Raw genomic sequence first — 17,489 nt, 5'->3', positions numbered from 1 at the left:
GATACTGTATTTGGTAGTTTTATTATAGCATTTTTCTTAATTGTTAGACAGTCTGACGCACGGTGGTGTGAGAGGTCGAAATATCTCATTCACAAGATGAGATATTTCTCCTACTCGATTATAGAAAAAATGTTAGATCCTTTTGAAATGTGTTTTTGAAAATTCTATTAAATGAGGAGAGTTGGATTATGTTGAAAAAACAGGCACCGGGAGAGACCATCCTGAAGGTGGGAGGAATGCTCCTGCTTTTTCTTGGCGTTCTGCTGGCATTTGGAAGTGGAAACAATCTTTCCCTGGTTATGAAGGGTAGCAGTGACAGCGCAGTTGTAGAATATCTGAATCAGAACGGTATGACTTACAGCCAGCTGGTGGCAAGCAATGTGATGGTTCTGGTGGCAGGAGTGATCTACCTGGCAGCTGGCGTGGTTGGAGTGAAACAGGCTGGTAAGGTGGAGAATGCAGGCCTTTGTGTGGGAATGGGAGGCCTTCTTATTGCAGAGGTTGTGGCAGAAGTGATTGTTACTATGATCTTCGGGGATTTCGATCCGGCTTCCGTGATCCGAATGCTGATGTTCCCGGCTATTTATATGATTGGCGCAGTGCTGAACTGGCAGGCGAAGAAAGCCAGGAGATAGGGAGGCACCGTCATGCTGGAAGAAGTTAGAGAGCTCTGATAGAGTTTTTAAAATAGTACCAATCGTGCAAAAAATACCTACAAAAAATATTTAAAAAAAATTTCAAAAAGGTGTTGACAAAACCACAGGTATCGTGTAGAATATCCATTGTTGTGAGGGACAAATACTTCACAAGTAATAAATGTGTGTTTAGCTCAGCTGGATAGAGCGTTTGGCTACGGACCAAAAGGCCGGGGGTTCGAATCCTCTAACACACGTATTTAAGAAGAACCGGAAACCTAGAGAAATCAAGGGTTTCCGGTTTTTATATCTTTTTGAAAGAGCCATTTTGTGGTGATAAGTCATTTTTGACAAAATTTGAAGGATGATATAATAGAATTGGGCGCTATATCCAAAGGTGATATAGCGCCCTAAAATGTGACTTAATTTGAATGTATTAATAGGATATCCAAGGTATTGTTAAAATTAAGATTTTGAAATAATTTTTCTTCCTTGGAACTGCAAAAAACAGATGGATTTACAATATTGTTTTCCTTACAGAAATCCATTGCTGCTATGCATAGCATTTGCGCAATTCCTTTTTTACGAAATACCGGCTCCACATAGAGGTCGGACAAGATTCCTGCTTCAGAACAGATGGAAGAAGAGAAATATCTTGTTATACTGCACATCCCAACAGCCCGGTAGCCACGTTTGGCAAGGAAAAATGTGGTTTCACCGTTTTGTATTGCGGCAGTAAGCTTGCTGTACATTTCTTCCGTTAAAGCAGGAACTCCGACTTCAGCTCGAAAACCATTTTCCAGTTTTTGAAGCTGCCAGTCTTCAGAATCAGTGAGGATTTCCACTGAGATTGGGGCTCTCTCCTTTGGGGGAAAGAGCATTAGGGGATCACCCCACTGGTCAGAACCATTTTGGACAAACCCAATGCTTTGCCAGAAATGTTTTCGGCGAACGTTGTCGCTATAGTTCAGCTCTGCATAAAATGCCCCATTTTTTTCAGCCCATTTCAGAAGTGCTCTGGCACATTCTTTTCCCATACCATTTCCACGGAATTCAGGGTAAACGCAAAAGTCCATAATAAAACATTTTCCATCTTCGCTTGTGTAAATCACAGGCATTGCAAAACCTACATTTTGTTCATTTTGATAAAAAAGCAGGTAGTAGCAACGATCTTGTGGTCTTTTGTGAATTATCTCCATATGTTGTCGATATTCGACCCCGAGGAAATGATTTTGCTCCCCGTCTACAGAATCAGGAAAAATATCACGTTTGTAGTAATTGTAAAGTTGCTCCCAGAAAGCAGCGATTTCGATTTCCGTGACTGCTTCACGGACAGTAATTCGATTTTCCATTTTAATTCCTCCAGAATTTATTCGGAGGGTTAGGCTTAGGAAGTGTGAACCCTCCACACACGATTCATTTTCATAAAAAGTCCCCCTTTCGTAAGCGTATTTTGTATTCATACACTGATTGCAGTGTTGATACCAATTATTTCTTTATAAAAGAAGTATAGGCGATAGCTTGTATTTTGGCAATCAGGAATTTATATTAATGATTCTATAAAAGAACAATCCTAACAAAAATTGCTTTTCTAACCAACTGGGATGATGATATAATAAAACTGACACAAGGAACTATTTTGGAATTTTAAATAATATTATAACTATGGTACGGTAATTCCATCAAAGGAGTGACGCTGAATGATTGATATATATACAGAAAAAAAAGAGTCAAAAGATTGGATCATTCAAAATGATTTATATTTTAATTTGAATACCGGAAACGAAGAAATGACCCAAAATGAGAAAGAACTTATTCAGCAAGTGGATAATGCCAAATTAACTTCAGATAAGCACATCGAAACAAAGTATGGATTGGGTACCATTCGTAATTTATCTTCCGGATGTAAGACTTTGCTTAATATTGTAAAACATCCTGATAAAGTGATTTGTGTAGAAGAATGCGGACCGAATGTGCTAAAAATCATTTTTACAATGGATAACATAAAAATTTATATGTCCAGACCATCACTTACTGATATTCCGGATAGTGCAAAGCTCAGATTCAATGATTCGGATATAGTAACTGGCAGTAAAGGGTATAATGCCTGGTGGAGCAGGGAGTATGAAAGGAGAGAAGCTGGTGATTTATAAAAATATTACGTTTAAAGCTGCTCCTTTTTCCTATGATTTAATATTCGATGACAGAATTACTCTTGTTGGTGGAGACAGCGGAACTGGCAAAACAGTTCTCTATGAAATGCTGGAAGATTTAAGGTTTACTGATGAGTATAAAAGAATTAAATTATTTAATTATAAATCGGATAATCTTTTGGAGACGCTTAAACAGTGCCGTGGTAATTTTATTGTAATTGACAATGCTGATATTTTACTTAATGACGATATCAGAAGATTTATCAATTTTGAATTTTCAAATCAATATATGTTGTTTTCAAGAAATTGTGATGGCCTTAATGTATCGGATAAGAGTTTCAAGATTTTGAAGGTAGAGGGAAATCGGATAACGCTGGAAGAGGAGCTGTGATATGAAATATTTATGGACTGAGGATACCGGTGCAGGACTTCATTTCTGGAAATTGGTTAATCAGCTTTTCTTTGAAAATGCTCTTGTAATTGAAAGCAAGGAAAGTAATCAGGGAATTCTGGATGCAGTATCAGATTTAAGGCCTGAAGAGGAAGATAAGTATTATATTGCATTTGATTATGTAGTTGATAATCAGGATATCCGTAATAAATATCGTTTGTTGAAATCCATAGCTGAAAAGTCAAATGGAAGAATAATAATTCTGGACATGATCTGTTTTGAATATTTGATTCTCGCATTTGATTATCTGGTTCAATGGACTGGTTCTGGAAAGACGGATAAAATCAGGATTCGTGAAGCTGTTTTATCGGCAATTGAGAATCATAGAATCAATTTGAGCAAGATTGATGATGAGAAGACGCTGCAGTATCTGGCTAGCTTTAAGAGATATTCTACAGAACGGGTAATGAAATCACTGGTAGGTGAGTTTACGCAAAATGAGAAGTGGTCTGTTAAAGGTGCACTCATGGGGGAATGCTGGTATAAAAATTGCTGTATATCAGAACATCCGAATAATCTTCGTTGCGGTAAACCTGAGACTGAGGATGGTAATGAGAAAATGAGAATGTTGATTTGTTCAGAAGAAATTCAAAAATTATTGAACGAATTAAATTAGGTGAAATGGAAGGGGGAGAAGAGAATGTTTACAGTATTTAATTCAGAAAGTCTATGGATTGGCACAGATCTGAAACGGTTTAATGAGATTCGGGATATTCTGGATAGACAGAATATCAGGTATAAGTACAAAGTAAAAGACCAGCTGGGAGAATGGACAGGCAGCGGAACGCTCAGGGGACGCGTGGGAAGTGCTGGAAATCCAGCGGAGCAGGCCAAGCAGTATGAAATCCTTGTGGATAAGAAAAATCTGGAGCAGGCACTTTTTGTGCTTCAGAAATAATATTATACTTTTTTATAAGACACCAAAACCTTAGAGAATGTTCAAAAAGGATTTGGTGTCTTTTTTATGCAGCAAAAATAGAAATAAATTTTACATAATTTTCAGGGTATGCAACGGACGCCAAAATTTTACGTGATATATAGTGAAAAAGGAATGAAGTAACTACAAAAAAGAAAACTGGAAAATATTGTTTACAGCTTATAGCTGAAAAAATTATGGAGATGAGGTAGGATGAATATGATGAAACGAAAACTGTTATTGATTGGAGTATCAGTAAGCATGCTGATTGGTGCAGTTTCAGTAGCTGCCAGTTCTGGAGTTGAATTGCATGAATTTTTCAATGCAAAGGGAGAACGGGTAATGTATCCATATCCATTAGGTACATTTAAGGAAAATCACGATTTGAGTATTGAGGGACCGCAGAATCAAGTATCAATAGGGCAGATTATTGAAACTGAAGACGGTAAAGAACGAGTAATTGCCGTAGATGGACAAGGCAGCTATGTGACAGAGGTATTGGATCAGGAAGGAAAATAAAAAATTCTCTTTTTGCGACCAATTGTAATAAAATACGTGATATAAAGTGAAAAAGAAAGGAGGGCACAGGATGGATGATTCACAGATCATTAACTTGTATTTTGCCAGAGATGAAAATGCAATTATAGAGACAAAAAACAAATATCAGAATATGTGTTATAGGATTGCACAGAATATTTTGTATAACAGGGAAGACTCCGAGGAGTGTGTAAATGATACATGGCTTTTTACATGGAATAACATTCCGCCCAGGAGACCATCTGTTTTTTCTTCCTTTGTTTCTAAAATAACAAGAAATACAGCGATAGACCGCTATCGCAAAAGAAATGCGCAGAAACGAGTGGATTCCCATATGGAGGATATTGCAGGAGAGGTGGAAAAGATTGGAAATGCAATTTCTTCTGACATTGAGGACTACCTGAAAAAGAAGGAACTTGTAAAGTTGTTTGACTTCTTTTTAGGGAAGCTTTCCGAACGTGACCGGGATATCTTTATAAGGCGTTATTGGTATATGGATCCTATAAAAAAGATAGCGGACCGACATGCCTGTGGGGAAAGCAAGATCAAGTCAATTTTGGCTCGCAGTAGGAAAAAACTTTATGGTTTGTTAAAGGAGGCTGGCTATGAAGGAGAGTAAAGGGTGGGAATTTTTAACTGCGTTTGAGGAGATCGATGAGAAATACATCTATCAGGCGGCTAAACCATGGAAAGAAAATAAAATCGTAATAGTCCAGCATTACATAAGGGGGGTGGCCGCCTGCATCCTATTAGTGGCAGTCATTGGCGTTGGTCTTATTCATCAGAAAAAGGTGGAAGCAGCCTGGTATAAAATGACCTCCCTTATTGGGCGGATTTTAGGAATTGAGAAGGGCACAGATGAATATGTGAAAGCAATCCAAAAGACAATTGAAAAAAATGGGATTGCGGTTTCTTTGGAGGAGGTTGCTGCGGATGAAAAAAGTCTCTGGGTTGCATATTCTCTGACAGACGAAAATGACGAAAATGATATTTCCATGAACAGTGTCCAGGCAGCCGTTGATGGGGAGGCATTAGCGTTAGAAAGGCAATATGCGCTTAATAACAGCACAGGATCAGAAAAAACAGCTTCTAAATACTTTGTAGCGAAGTTTAATCGAAGTAAAGCTGATCGTTCCCAGAAATTTGAAATTGAAATAGGAACGTTTCAAAATGAAAATGGGCAGGTTGAAGAGAAGGATGCGTATGAATTTTCATTTACAGCAGATCCAGAAGTTTTGGAAGCGGATACAAAGGAGATTGACATTCAAACCTCCATACCAATTGAGAAAAATCAGACGTTTTTGCTTTCAGAAATGAAATATAATATCTTCGGGTGTACTATTTCAGGATCATTTTCTGATATGGCAGAAGATGATGAATTCTGGATTCGAGGGAAAGACGACTTAGGAAATGAATATGTTTTTGATCTCACTTCCTATGAAAAACCGAATTTGATCTTTGAATTAGAAAATCTTGAAATTCCAAATCATGCAAAACAATTAACTTTGCAGCTTTATCATTTTTCAGGAACTGCAGGAGAAATCGTTTCCTACGAACAGAAGGAATCGGAAGATGCATATATAGAAGAAATCGGAACCGTATATGGCGAAAACCAGGCACCGGAAGATCTGGCGGTTCCGGTAGGTGAGAGTATTACGGTTGATTTACAAAAGTAAATTGGGCACATTTTTGCGGACGAATCACAAGAAACCTCTGTATTGACCGCCTGCGGAAAAAGCGGAAGCATTGAGAAATCAGTGGTTCCGTTTTTTCCGCAGGGGCGATTTTATACCAAAAATCATTTTGTAATTTACATGCCACTTTGCGGTAGATTTCACTTGAATTCGGGTATTGTAGGCTGGTATGAGAAAATTGTAAATACATGGACAGTTTTGGTTTATGTTATAATATCTCAAACTTTGATTCTAAAGTTCACTTCAAGGTACATTCTGTGCCATTTGCATACTCAAGGGGAAGAGGAAGCGTAAAGGGAAAAGAAAAATATAATGCCGTGGCAGAAGTACGCAGCGGTTAAACACGGAGGAAGATATGTGCGGTATCTGTGGATTTACCGGTCACAGGAATGACCAGAAGGCTGTGATCGAGAGAATGATGAAATCCATTGAACATAGAGGGCCAGACAGTGAAGGCTCTTTTTGTGGTGGCGAGATTACCCTTGGGTTTAGAAGGCTCAGTATTATTGACCTGGAGGATGGACAGCAGCCAATGGAAAGTGCAGATGGGAATCTGCAGATTGTTTTTAACGGAGAGATTTATGATTATAAAGAACTGCGGGCCGAATTAGAGGCAGCTGGCATTTCTTTTCGCACCCATTCAGATACGGAAGTGCTGGTGAATACCATTCAGAAGTACGGGGAAAAGGCCTTGGACAAGCTGCGGGGAATGTTCGGATTTGCTGTGTGGAATGAGAAGGAGCAGACTTTGATGCTGGCAAGGGACTTCTTTGGAATCAAGCCGGTGTATTATGCGCAGATCGACGGGCATTTCGTATTTGCATCTGAGATCAAGAGCATTCTGGCGTTTCCAGGGTATAAGAGAGAAGTGAACAGACTGGCGTTGGAGCAGTATCTGTCCTTTCAATATTCAGCACTGGAAGAGACCTTTTTTAAAGGAATTTATAAGCTGATGCCGGGGCATGTGCTTATTTATAGAGATGGAAAATATGAAATAAAATCGTATTTTAAAGCCAGACTTACACTCGGTCAATGGGAAGAGGGGGCAGTGCAGCTTGAAACCATCCTGGACGATTCCGTAAAGCACCACATGCTAAGCGATGTGGAGGTTGGCGCATTTCTGTCCGGCGGTGTGGATTCTGGCTATTTGGCAGCAGCTTCCGGAGCAGACCAGGCCTTTACTGTAGGCTTTGACGAAGGCAATCGCTACAATGAGGTGGAAAAAGCTGCCCAGGTTGCGAAAGCAGCAGGCCTTAGGCACCATGTAAAAATCATTTCCAAAGAAGAATTCTGGAATTCCCTTCCAGACGTCATGTACCATATGGATGAACCTTCAGGAGATGCATCCGCAGTTGCCCTTTATTTTCTGGCACAGGAAGCTGCGAAGCATGTGAAAGTAGTGCTTTCCGGCGAGGGCGCGGATGAGCTTTTCGGTGGATATAACATTTACCGGGAGCCGGAAGCTCTGAAAATGGTTGGCTGGATCCCATTTGGAATCAGAAGGGCTGTGGGCCGGCTGGCAGCGAAACTGCCAGATGTGAAAGGCAGGGACTTCCTGATACGCGCAGGAAAGAAAGTAGAAGAACGATTTATCGGAAATGCATATATTTATGGTGAAAAAGAGAAAAATCAGATTTTAAAAGGAGGCGTGACAGGGCAGACAACCCAGGAATTCCTGAAGCCGTTTTATAAAGAAATTGAAAATGACCGTTTCCTTGAAAAGACAGACAGAACTAAGCACACACATAAAGTGTGCCGTATAGAAAAGAAAAGTGGAAGGGATGGATTGGGGAAATCTCACCTTCAGGATATGGAGAAAATGCAGTCCGTAGACCTCAATTACTGGCTTCCCGGCGATATCCTCCAGAAAGCGGACAAGATGAGTATGGCTCATTCCCTGGAAGTGCGGGTGCCGTTTCTGGACAAGGATGTATGGACGCTTGCAGCTGGGCTGCCTAAGGAAGCTAAGATTGCTGATGGTACAACGAAGGATATTTTCCGAAAGGCGGTCTCGAAGTATATCCCTCAGGATACTGACGGAAGGAAGAAGCTGGGATTTCCAATCCCCATCCGTGTGTGGCTGCGCCAGGACGACTGGTATCAGATGGTGAAAGAATTGTTCACATCAAAAGAAGCTGAAGAATTTTTCCATACAGAAAAATTGCTCCAGCTTCTGAGAGAACATAAAGAAGGGAAAAAGGACAACAGCCGCAAGATCTGGACAGTTCTTGCTTTCCTGATCTGGCATCATACATTTTTTTACAAGGAAAGTTCTGAACGTCAGCTGCAAAGTAACTGACTTTCTTATATGGTGATGTCGCCAGAGGTCCCCTGTCCGTTTAGAAATCCTTCCGCTCTGCTTTTCTGGACTTTTTCACAGAATACATTTTCTCATCTGCCAGATTGATATAATCATTCAAGGGCAGATCCGGATCATCGGCAATTACCCATCCGATGCTTGCCTCAATGGGGAAGCCCATACGGCTATTGGCAGAAAACACTTCCAGAGAATCCAGAAGGGTATGAGCCAGCTCCTGTATTTTCTGTTTATTATAATCAGGAATCACGCATACGAATTCATCTCCTCCATAGCGTATGGAAACGGACTCTGCCGGACAGTGCTGCCGCAGGACGGAAGCAATGCTGCTGATAGCAAGATTTCCCATATCATGCCCAAAGGTGTCATTGATATATTTCAGGTGATCTGCATCCACAAACATGATTCCAACTGGCTGATTTTCCTGCATGCACTGATGGAAAAGAGGCATGGCAAGCTTCTCGTAAGCCATCCGGTTGTAGAGCCCGGTGAGAGAATCATGGATGTAAAGCTGAGAAAGCTGTTTATTCATTTTACGCAGGGTAAGTCTTGCATACAGGGCTTCCATGGAAGTCTGGAGTGCATTTAAGGTTTCGAACAGGAACTGATGCTCCAGAAGATAATCACAATTGGTGATGATCAGAAATCCAATCTCCCGTTCACGAAAATGCAGAGGACAGAACTGGTAAATATTTTGTCCTTTGGTAGCTTCTGTCTGTGGAAGTGAAAGAATTTCTTTCAGATTAAGCTGAAGCCGGTTCGTACCATCCAGGGGCGGGTAAACCAGTGCCATCTCCTCCGGGTATCCTTCTGTCTGATAAGTATCCTCCGGAAGCTCAGGCAGTGCATCTATATTTTCGCTCATAAAGATATCCGGGTTCAAAAACAGATAAATATTTCCGCAACCATGCTTTGTCAGCCAGTTCTGCATACGTCCTGCAAGCTCTGTGTATCCTGTACAGTCCAGGAGAACACGGTTCAGATCCATCATCCAGTTTTGCATATCGCTCTGGCGTGCTTCTGCTACAATGCGCTTGATTACATACTCTCCACGGTCAGGTGGATTCTGGGAAATACAGCCGCAGCTTTCCTGAAAAACGTAGGTGAAAGGTGCGTATATATAAGTCTCCTCTGCATTTCCATTCCAGATTTTTTCCAGCATTAAAAGGGCATTTTCCATGATATCGGCTTTGGAGAAGCCTACCGTGGTAATTCTGGGCTCATAATAGGAAGCCTTATCTTCGTTGTCAAAACCGGTTACCAGAAAATCCCCGGGAATGGAATATCCGGCTTCCTTGGCAGCCAGACAGACGCCTACAGCTGTATTGTCGTTGACACAGACAAAGGCATCTGGAAGCAGGTTTTTCTCTTTAAATGTGGAAAATGCCTGGATTCCGGTTTCAATTTCATAATTATGATGGATCACGCGCTGCTCCTCGAAAGGAATCCCATGGCGAAGAAGGGCATCCCTGTAAGCTTTGAAGCGGAGCTGATTTTCCCTGTTAAATTCTGGTCCGCCGATGAAGTTTAAGGTACGGCATCCGTGCTCTGCGATCAGGTGCTCAACAATCCGGGTAATGGCTTCGTAGTTGTCAATTCCGGAATGGTACAGTCCTGGAATCTGCTCAAGAAGAGAAATTGCTGGGATGTTGCTGAGCTTCGCGCGTTCAATTATCTCTGCAATCAGGTCTGACTGGGACACGGTGGCAAGATCCAGAAGGATGCCGTCAAATTCTGAAAAATCCGGAAGCCGTGCAATGTTATATTCTCCTGCATTATGCTTCTCATCCATACTGAAATTCCCAAAGCTCTGAAAAATATATAAATCCATATCTGACTGGTGGGCAGCCATGTAATTTCGATATCCCTGAATCCAGGTATAGGTTACATAACGTCCCCAGCCATCTGTAATAAGTGCTATTTTTTTCATGCAAAAATCTCCCGAATAACAGATTTCACAATGTTGTGAAAAACTATAAACATTGTGAATATTATATCGAATTTTTTATGGAAATGCCACATTTTCTGTGAAAAAATATGTAAAAAATTAAGAAGAAAAATTTGGTAAAGGTGATTTTTAACAAAATAATTTTCGAAAAAGCGAAAATGCAGATGTTGAGAATTATTCTCAATTCCCCTCCTTTTCATAACCGGATAAAAGAGGTATGATAAATATAAGTTAGCATAAACTAACAAAAGACAGAATGATGAATGCTTGTAATTGTTTTTTATGAAAAATGTTCATGAACGATAATGGTTTACAGGGAGGAAAAGAGATGTTTCTTGAAATTAAAGATTTGAAGAAAGGCTTTGGTTCCGGAGACAGCAGGACAGAGGTTCTTCGGGGAATTGATTTTTCTGTGGAAAAAGGGGAATTCTGCGTGCTTCTTGGACCGTCTGGTTCTGGAAAATCCACACTTTTGAATATTATCGGTGGAATTGATGAGCCAGATGAGGGCTATATTTCCATAGATGGGGAAAAAACAGGAGATATGAAGGAGAAAGCGCTGACTCTTTACCGCCGGAAGCATCTGGGATATGTTTTTCAGATGTATAATCTGATCCCAAATTTAAATGTAAAGGAAAATATTGAGGTGGGCGCATATCTCAGCGATAAGGCACTGGATATTGACGAGCTGCTTTATACATTGGGGCTTTATGAGCACAGACATAAGCTGCCCAACCAGCTTTCCGGCGGTCAGCAGCAGAGAACGGCCATTGGTCGTGCCATTGTAAAAAATCCGGACATTCTTCTCTGCGACGAGCCTACAGGCGCACTGGATTACAACACATCTAAGGAAATTCTGCGTCTGATCGAGCAGGTCAACCAGAAGTACGGAAATACCATCATCATGGTTACCCACAACGATGCCATTAAGAATATGGCAGACCGCGTAGTGAAGCTTCGTGACGGTCAGATCCGCAAAAACTATCTCAATGAGTCCAAAGTCGCAGCTGACGATCTGGACTGGTAAGGCGGTGCGCTATGAAGAATCCATTGTGGAAACGTCTTCCAAGAGAACTGAAAAGTGATTTTGGAAAATATATTGTGATCTTTCTGTTTATGACACTGACCATAGGCTTTGTCTCGGGCTTTCTTGTGGCTGATGACAGTATGCTGGCTGCCTATGACGAAGGTTTCGAAAAATATAACATCGAGCATGGCAACTTTACCCTTTCTTCGAAAGCCAGCAAAAGTGATTTGCAGAAAATTGAAAAAAATGGAAAAGTACGAATCTGCGAAAACTTTTACCGCGATGAGGCTGTAGATGCGGATCTGGATGGAAACGAAGAGGGAACCATGCGCATCTATCAGGAGCGTACCGATATGAATCTTGTGTGCCTGATGTCAGGTGCAATGCCGTCTGCAAAGAACGAGATTGCCATTGACCGGATGTATGCAGATAATAACAAGCTGAAGGTTGGTGACAAGCTGAAAATCGCAGGAGAAGAACTGACAGTTACCGGATTTGTGGCATTACCCGACTACAGTTGTTTATTTTCCGATAACAGCGATATGATGTTTGATGCTGTAAAATTTGGTGTGGGTATTATGACCGAGGAAGGTGCGGATGCTTTTGGAACAACCCATCTGGAGTACCGCTATTCCTGGCAGTATGAGACTGCACCAAAGGATGATATTGAAGCAAAAAACATGTCTGAGGATTTCCTGGAGGTTCTGGTCAAATATGGAAATGTGACAGGCTTTATCCCGGCCTATTCCAATCAGGCCATCACTTTTACCGGTGAAGATATGGGCGGTGATAAGGCTATGATGGAGGTGCTGCTGTATATTCTGATCGTCATCATTGCTTTTGTGTTTGCAGTTACAACAAATAATACCATTACAAAAGAAGCTTCTGTGATCGGGACTCTGCGTGCTTCCGGATATTCCAGAAGAGAACTTCTGTTCCACTATATTTCCATGCCGGTGATCGTAACTGTGGTTGCTTCTGTTCTTGGAAACGTGCTGGGCTACACCTCCTTTAAAGATCTCTGCGCAGGTATGTATTATGGCAGCTACAGCCTGCCGACCTATGAAACACGCTGGAATGCAGATGCATTTATACTGACCACAGTAGTTCCGGTAGTGATCATGCTGGGAATCAATTTGATTTTGATTTCAAGGAAACTACGTCTTTCTCCTTTGAAATTCCTGCGTCATGATCTGTCTGCCTCCAAAAGGAAAAAAGCTGTGCGCCTTCCGGACTTTAAGTTTTTCAACCGATTCCGGCTGCGTATTATCCTGCAGAATAAGTCCAGTTATCTGACTTTGTTTATTGGAATCTTTTTTGCAAATGTACTGCTGCTTTTTGGAATGATGATGAAGCCGCTTCTGGATCATTATCAGGAAGAAATTTTGAAGAATATGATCGCGCCGTACCAGTATGTGCTGAATGTACCAGAGGAGCCAGATGAAGATGAGAAATATACGGTTATGGGAATGCTGCAGAAATTTCTTACTCCATCTTTGAAAACAAATGAGAAGTCAGCAGAAAAATTCTGCCTGAATTCCATGAAAAATGTATTGCCGGATCAGGAGGGAGAGACCATAACGGTCTATGGCATTTCTGAGGACAGTGCATATGTAAAGGCAGAGCTTCCAGAAGACGGAGTCCTGATTTCCGATGGTTATGCAGAGAAATATAAGGTAAAGACCGGAGATACCATTGTTCTGAAGGAAGCTTACGGAAGTGAGACATATGAATTTTTCGTGCAGGGAATCTACGATTATCCGGCATCTTTGACAGTATTTATGCCGATTTCTTCCTACAGGAAAACCTTTGGGGAAAAGGAGGATTATTTTAACGGTTATTTTTCCAGGGAAAAGATCACAGATCTGGATGAGGATCTGATCGCAACAACAATTACGGAGGACGATCTGACAAAAGTCAGCCGTCAGCTGGATGTGTCTATGGGAGAAATGTTCCAGCTGATCAATGTATTTGCAGTTGTGCTGTTTGCCCTCCTGATCTATCTGCTTACCAAGCTGATCATTGAGAAAAATGCCAATGCCATTTCTATGGTAAAGATTCTGGGGTATGAGAACAGAGAGATCAACAGCCTGTATCTTACATCCACTACGTGGGTGGTGATTTTGTCCATTTTACTCAGCCTGCTGCTGTCTACCTGGACGATATATGGAATTTACGGATATCTGATGTCATCCTTCTCAGGCTGGCTGACCTTATATCTGAAACCAGCGGTTTATCCGGAGATGTTTGCGATGGGAATGGGAGCGTATGTGCTGGTAGCCTTGTTGCAATTTAGAAGGATCAAGAAGATTCCAATGGATGTGGCGCTGAAGAATGTGGAGTAAGAGAATTATAAGAAAATAGAATATTGGAGGATATTGGGGCAGACTTCTATTTCTTCGGGAGTTTGCCCTGATTTATGCTGAGCATTTTATTTTCGGCAATACGTTTTGAGGGTTCGGGTTAATAGTAGCAGCCAGGTTGGAACGGTGTTTTGTTTATTGAGAGATTTATTCATATTTTCATATTGTGATTTGACAAAGTTTCGTATATACTTTCCCTTGTAGCCCAAAGTGGATATTTTGTATCCGAGCGGGACTTGCTGCGTATAATAATGAGAGCAGGTGCCCACACATTTTTTCAGAAGAGGAGATACGAACATGGATTACGCAAAAGAATCCTTAAAGATGCACTATGAGTTAAAAGGTAAAATTGAAGTTGTTTCAAGAGCAAAGGTTGATTCCAAGGATGCTTTAAGCCTTGCTTACACTCCTGGTGTTGCACAGCCTTGCCTTGAGATTCAGAAAGATATTAATAAAAGTTATGAACTCACCAGACGTTGGAATACCGTTGCTGTTGTAACAGATGGTACCGCAGTTCTTGGTCTTGGAGATATCGGTCCAGAGGCTGGTATGCCGGTTATGGAGGGCAAATGCGTTCTGTTCAAAGAGTTTGGTGATGTAGATGCTATTCCACTTTGTGTTCGAAGCAAGGACGTAGATGAGATCGTGCAGACCGTTCGCCTTCTGGCTGGAAGCTTCGGCGGTGTAAACCTGGAGGATATTTCCGCACCGAGATGCTTTGAGATTGAGAAGAAGCTGAAAGAGTGCTGTGATATTCCGATTTTCCATGACGACCAGCATGGTACTGCAGTTATTACGCTTGCAGGTGTGATCAATGCGCTGAAGGTTGTTGGCAAAAAAATCGAAGACATTAAGATCGTTACTTCCGGAGCGGGAGCAGCTGGAATTGCGATTATTAAACTTCTTATTTCCATGGGCCTTAAGAATGTTATTATGACAGACCGTAAAGGTGCAATTTATGAAGGCCGTGAGGGGCTGAACCCAATTAAGGAAGAGATGGCGAAGATCACAAACGCCAATCAGGAGAAAGGCTCCTTGAGTGAAGTGATCAAAGGTGCTGACGTATTTATCGGTGTTTCCGCACCTGGAACCCTTACTCCGGATATGGTTCGCACCATGGCGAAAGATCCGATCATCTTTGCCTGCGCAAATCCGACTCCTGAGATTTTCCCGGATGAAGCCAAGGCAGCAGGAGCAGCAGTAGTATCCACCGGTCGTTCCGACTACCCGAACCAGGTGAACAATGTTCTCTGCTTCCCGGGAATCTTCCGCGGTGCCCTTGATGTCCGTGCATCTGATATCAACGACGAAATGAAGATTGCCGCAGCTTATGCCATTGCAGGCCTGGTAAGCGACGAAGAACTCTGCGCTGATTATATTCTGCCAGCAGCATTTGATTCAAGAGTGAAAGATGCGGTTGCGAAGGCTACTGCTGAAGCTGCCATTAAGAGCGGAGTGGCTAGGATCTAAAATTCTTTATATATCCGTTTGTTTTCTTCTGCGGAGAATAACTTTAAACGATGCCCGATGCGAATCGCCTTTGAATCCGTTCCATGCCCGATCAAAGGTGATTTCGCAACGGGTGTCTTTTTTTCTGCGAATTCAAGGACTAGCTGCGCCATATCTGGTTGACAGTTATCCTCCTCCATTTTCGTAAACGTCCCCAATAAAATCCCATTCACCTTCTTAAATACCCCCATCTGGTTCAACTGGCTTAAATAAGTCACCATCTGCGGCAGTTTTCCTCCAAAGGACTCCAGAAGCAGGATTTTCTCCCGCATATCCGGCCAGTAAGGCGTGCCAGCCAGCTTCAAAAGGCACCGTATATTTCCTCCTACTACAATTCCCTCCATATGAGTCCCCCTCACAAATTCATAAGGAAAATCATAAAGAGAAGTGGCCCCCGCCAAGGTAGTACTAAGAAAGTCCGTTATCTGGGACTGGCTGTGATCGTAGGTGAGATTTCGTATCTGGTACAGGACAGATGATTTCCCTGTTCGGGCATAAATGGCATTTATAATTGTTGTCAGATCACTATATCCCCAAAAATGCTTTTTTTCGTAAGCAATGGTCTGAAAATCCAGATAGGATAAAATCTCGTTGGCCATATCCCCGCCAGATACGTCAAAAATATCCGTGACAGAATCATCCTCATAAAATTTCATAAGAGCCCCGGCACGATCCCTGGCAGTTCCAGCCTGTCCGTTTTCATCTCCATAAAGATAAGGGCTAAGATCTACTTCTAGTCCGGATTTTTCCAGAATCTGCACCAACATTTTTATTGTTTCGGCCTGTTCTGGCCTAAGTCCGTTGGAACAACAGACAATCCCGATTTTGCTTCCCTGTTTCATAAAAAGTAATCCTTTCTTTTCAATAAAGTGCATGTGATTTTTTTATACATGTAACTTTTTCACAGATTTTACTATCTAAAACAATATATGAAGAATAAAAATACGCTCATTCAACACTTTTTATCTTCTTTTACATTATAAACAATAATTCCTCATAAATCCACCATTCATCCTGGAGCGTGTTTGAAAAAGCATTCCCGCAGTTGATGTTCACTGGTAACGTTTCGCAATCTGTACGCCCCACTTTGCGGTATATTTTGTAGAGATTTTTTTTAACACACTCTGGAATCCCGAAACATTTTCAAAAAGCACTGGTCAAAATTTACGAAATTGCAGTGAAAAAAATGAGAAAAAAGTGCAAATAAATTATTGACAGCTTATATAAATTAGAATATACTAATCAACGTAAGCGAAACATAATAATAAATAGGTGTTTCTAAAGCACAAAAAAGGAAGGATGATATGATGCCGTTATCAATGGTAAACGAAGGAGAGCCGCAGGTGATTAAAAAAGTCGGCGGTAAAGAAGAAACCCGTAAATTCCTTGAAAATCTTGGGTTTGTACAGGGAGCTACAGTAACCGTTGTAAGTGAGATCAGCGGTAATATGATCGTGAATGTGAAAGATTCCAGAGTTGCCATTGGCAAGGATATGGCGAATCGGATCATGGTCTGAAATCCAGAAAAAAGGAGCAAGTATTATGAAAACATTACGGCAAGTTGGCGTAGGTCAGACTGTCACAGTGAAGAGACTGCACGGTGAAGGACCAGTAAAGAGACGTATCATGGATATGGGAATCACCAAAGGGGTACAGATCTATGTACGTAAAGTTGCACCGCTTGGAGATCCTATTGAGGTAACCGTGAGAGATTATGAACTGTCTCTGAGAAAAGTCGATGCAGAAATGATAGAGGTAGAATAAGTACTGTACAGGATATAGTACTTTGCTGTGTGTACATAAGGGAAAAGTTACTGTTCACGTACTTTTGCGAAACATCTTACAAATGTTGTCATATGAACAGTGGTAAAATCAGCACAGCATGAAATTGCATGTTCTGGAATAGAATGGGCAATTTTTTTTACCTTGTTGGTTAGCG

The 17,489-nt window shown here is 41.4% G+C and carries 18 protein-coding genes and 1 tRNA gene; 15 read left to right on the top strand and 4 right to left on the bottom strand.

The genetic code is table 11. The features are described 5' to 3' along the window. Positions 1-188 precede the first annotated feature (188 nt). Positions 189-635, top strand: a complete 447-nt coding sequence (locus LIZ66_RS15395) for a metallophosphoesterase family protein (RefSeq protein WP_173734946.1) — start codon at positions 189-191, stop codon at positions 633-635. Positions 636-818: 183 nt separating this feature from the next. Beyond that, positions 819-892, top strand: a tRNA-Arg gene (locus LIZ66_RS15390). 165 nt (positions 893-1,057) lie between these two features. Here the strand turns inward: LIZ66_RS15390 and LIZ66_RS15385 are convergent. Beyond that, positions 1,058-2,098 (bottom strand): GNAT family N-acetyltransferase, encoded by a 1,041-nt coding sequence (locus tag LIZ66_RS15385; RefSeq protein WP_227200992.1) that lies wholly within the window; start codon positions 2,096-2,098, stop codon positions 1,058-1,060. Between the two features lie 237 nt (positions 2,099-2,335). On the opposite strand from LIZ66_RS15385, the gene LIZ66_RS15380 reads away from it, so the two are divergent. The 8 genes from LIZ66_RS15380 to asnB all read left to right on the top strand — a co-directional run bounded on the left by LIZ66_RS15380 (position 2,336) and on the right by asnB (position 8,685). Then, on the top strand, positions 2,336-2,788 hold the full coding sequence (locus LIZ66_RS15380) for a DUF4869 domain-containing protein (protein WP_173769940.1): 453 nt from the start codon (positions 2,336-2,338) through the stop codon (positions 2,786-2,788). Then, entirely contained in the window at positions 2,760-3,179 is a 420-nt protein-coding gene (locus LIZ66_RS15375; protein ID WP_227200993.1) for an ATPase, read from the top strand. Before LIZ66_RS15380 ends, LIZ66_RS15375 begins: the two co-directional genes overlap by 29 nt. A gap of 1 nt (position 3,180) precedes the next feature. Continuing rightward, positions 3,181-3,855, top strand: coding sequence for a hypothetical protein (locus LIZ66_RS15370; protein WP_173769941.1), 675 nt, complete (start codon positions 3,181-3,183; stop codon positions 3,853-3,855). 24 nt (positions 3,856-3,879) lie between these two features. Then, positions 3,880-4,137 carry a hypothetical protein gene (locus LIZ66_RS15365; RefSeq protein WP_173716984.1) on the top strand — a complete coding sequence of 86 codons (258 nt, stop codon included), beginning with the start codon at positions 3,880-3,882 and terminating at the stop codon, positions 4,135-4,137. 231 nt (positions 4,138-4,368) lie between these two features. After that, positions 4,369-4,674, top strand: coding sequence for a hypothetical protein (locus LIZ66_RS15360; RefSeq protein WP_227200994.1), 306 nt, complete (start codon positions 4,369-4,371; stop codon positions 4,672-4,674). Between the two features lie 70 nt (positions 4,675-4,744). Then, positions 4,745-5,311, top strand: a complete 567-nt coding sequence (locus tag LIZ66_RS15355) for an RNA polymerase sigma factor (protein WP_173734944.1) — start codon at positions 4,745-4,747, stop codon at positions 5,309-5,311. Further along, entirely contained in the window at positions 5,298-6,368 is a 1,071-nt protein-coding gene (locus LIZ66_RS15350) for a DUF4179 domain-containing protein (protein WP_173734943.1), read from the top strand. The genes LIZ66_RS15355 and LIZ66_RS15350 overlap by 14 nt, the downstream gene beginning before the upstream one ends. A 373-nt stretch (positions 6,369-6,741) precedes the next feature. Beyond that, positions 6,742-8,685, top strand: a complete 1,944-nt coding sequence (gene asnB / locus LIZ66_RS15345; RefSeq protein WP_227200995.1) for an asparagine synthase (glutamine-hydrolyzing) — start codon at positions 6,742-6,744, stop codon at positions 8,683-8,685. A gap of 40 nt (positions 8,686-8,725) precedes the next feature. On the opposite strand, the gene LIZ66_RS15340 is transcribed toward asnB, so the two are convergent. Beyond that, a complete protein-coding gene (locus LIZ66_RS15340) occupies positions 8,726-10,633 on the bottom strand; it encodes a diguanylate cyclase domain-containing protein (protein ID WP_148461793.1) in 1,908 nt (635 codons plus the stop codon). Between the two features lie 346 nt (positions 10,634-10,979). Here LIZ66_RS15340 and LIZ66_RS15335 point away from each other — a divergent pair, with 346 nt between their 5' ends. From LIZ66_RS15335 to LIZ66_RS15325, 3 genes are all read left to right on the top strand, one after another. Next, entirely contained in the window at positions 10,980-11,678 is a 699-nt protein-coding gene (locus LIZ66_RS15335; protein ID WP_148461792.1) for an ABC transporter ATP-binding protein, read from the top strand. An 11-nt stretch (positions 11,679-11,689) separates the two neighbouring features. Next, entirely contained in the window at positions 11,690-14,023 is a 2,334-nt protein-coding gene (locus LIZ66_RS15330) for an ABC transporter permease (protein WP_227200996.1), read from the top strand. A gap of 315 nt (positions 14,024-14,338) precedes the next feature. Then, a complete protein-coding gene (locus LIZ66_RS15325; RefSeq protein WP_173716979.1) occupies positions 14,339-15,511 on the top strand; it encodes an NAD(P)-dependent malic enzyme in 1,173 nt (390 codons plus the stop codon). Here LIZ66_RS15325 and LIZ66_RS15320 read toward each other — a convergent pair. Together LIZ66_RS15320 and LIZ66_RS20190 are read right to left on the bottom strand one after the other, a co-directional pair. Beyond that, entirely contained in the window at positions 15,508-16,392 is an 885-nt protein-coding gene (locus tag LIZ66_RS15320) for an LD-carboxypeptidase (RefSeq protein WP_227200997.1), read from the bottom strand. The two genes, LIZ66_RS15325 and LIZ66_RS15320, sit on opposite strands and share 4 nt — an antisense overlap. 210 nt (positions 16,393-16,602) lie before the next feature. Further along, positions 16,603-16,671, bottom strand: coding sequence for a DUF6783 domain-containing protein (locus tag LIZ66_RS20190; RefSeq protein ID WP_408611563.1), 69 nt, complete (start codon positions 16,669-16,671; stop codon positions 16,603-16,605). 183 nt (positions 16,672-16,854) lie between these two features. Here LIZ66_RS20190 and LIZ66_RS15315 point away from each other — a divergent pair, with 183 nt between their 5' ends. Then, positions 16,855-17,067, top strand: a complete 213-nt coding sequence (locus LIZ66_RS15315) for a FeoA family protein (protein WP_118581835.1) — start codon at positions 16,855-16,857, stop codon at positions 17,065-17,067. A gap of 25 nt (positions 17,068-17,092) precedes the next feature. After that, positions 17,093-17,314, top strand: a complete 222-nt coding sequence (locus tag LIZ66_RS15310; protein WP_118581832.1) for a FeoA family protein — start codon at positions 17,093-17,095, stop codon at positions 17,312-17,314. Positions 17,315-17,489: the final 175 nt, after the last annotated feature.

The sequence above is a fragment of the Blautia faecis genome, from assembly GCF_020554845.1.
Classification (GTDB): domain Bacteria; phylum Bacillota; class Clostridia; order Lachnospirales; family Lachnospiraceae; genus Blautia_A; species Blautia_A faecis.
Note: the sequence above shows the minus strand (reverse complement) of the source record. Positions and strands in the feature narration are given on the sequence as shown.